Here is a 1,180-nt window from a genome sequence, read left to right on the forward strand (position 1 = left end):
TTCTCGGCGACACTGGCCGTGGCGCCGCTGGTGATCGTCGGGGTGTTGTCGTTAACCGGCGTTACCGTGACGGCGATGGCCTGGGTGCTGGTCAGCGCACCGTCGCTCACCTGGATGGTCACGTCGTAGACATTGTTGCCGCCGCTGTCGGTGGGCGCTTCGTAGTTCGGCGCAGCGAGGAAACTCAGCGCGCCGGTGCTGCTGTTGATGGTGAACTTCGCAGCGTCGGCGCCGCCGACGATGCTGTAGCTCAGCGTCTGGACCGGCAGGTCGGCGTCGGTGGCGGTGACCGTCATCACGGCGGTGGTGTTTTCGGCGACGCTGGCGGTGGCACTGCTGGTGATCGTCGGGGTGTTGTCGTTCACTGGCGTCACCGTGACGGCGATGGCCTGGGTGCTGGTCAGCGTACCGTCGGAAACCTGCACGGTGACGTCGTAAACGTTGTTCGCGCCGGCGTCGGTCGGGGCTTCGTAGTCCGGGGCGGTGACGAAACTGAGGGCGCCGGTGGTGCCGTTGATCGAGAACTTGGCGGCGTCGGCGCCACCGACAATCGAATAGCTGAGGGTCTGGGCCGGCAGGTCGGCGTCCGTCGCGGTGACCGTCATCACGGCCGTACCGTTCTCGGCGACGCTGGCCGCGGCGCTGCTGGTGATCGCGGGGGTGTTGTCGTTCACCGGGGTGACGGTGACGGCGATCGCCTGGGTGCTGGTCAACGCGCCATCGGAAACCTGGACGGTGACGTCGTAGTCGTTGTTGCCGCCGCTGTCGGTGGGCGCTTCGTAGTCGGGCGCGGTGACGAAGCTCAACGCGCCGGTGCTGGCGTTGATGGTGAATTTCGCGGCGTCGGCGCCACCGACAATGCTGTAGCTGAGGGTCTGCGCCGGCAGGTCGGCGTCCGTCGCGGTGACCGTCATCACGGCCGTACCGTTCTCTGCGACGCTGGCCGCGGCGCCGCTGGTGATCGTCGGGGTGTTGTCGTTAACCGGCGTTACCGTGACGGCGATGGCCTGGGTGCTGGTCAGCGTGCCATCGGAAACCTGGACGGTGACGTCGTAGACGTTGTTGCCGCCGCTGTCGGTGGGCGCTTCGTAGTCGGGCGCGGTGACGAAGCTCAACGCGCCGGTGCTGGCGTTGATGGTGAATTTCGCGGCGTCGGCGCCACCGACAATGCTGTAGCTGA

General features: G+C 66.9%; 1 protein-coding gene. It reads right to left on the reverse strand.

Going from position 1 to position 1,180, the window contains the following annotated elements; translation table 11 throughout:
- Positions 1–1,180: cadherin domain-containing protein (locus QQK25_RS23045; protein ID WP_284190053.1), on the reverse strand; the 1,180-nt coding region annotated here is incomplete at both ends.

The sequence above is a fragment of the Zoogloea oryzae genome (assembly GCF_030161255.1).
In the GTDB taxonomy this organism is placed as follows: domain Bacteria; phylum Pseudomonadota; class Gammaproteobacteria; order Burkholderiales; family Rhodocyclaceae; genus Zoogloea; species Zoogloea oryzae.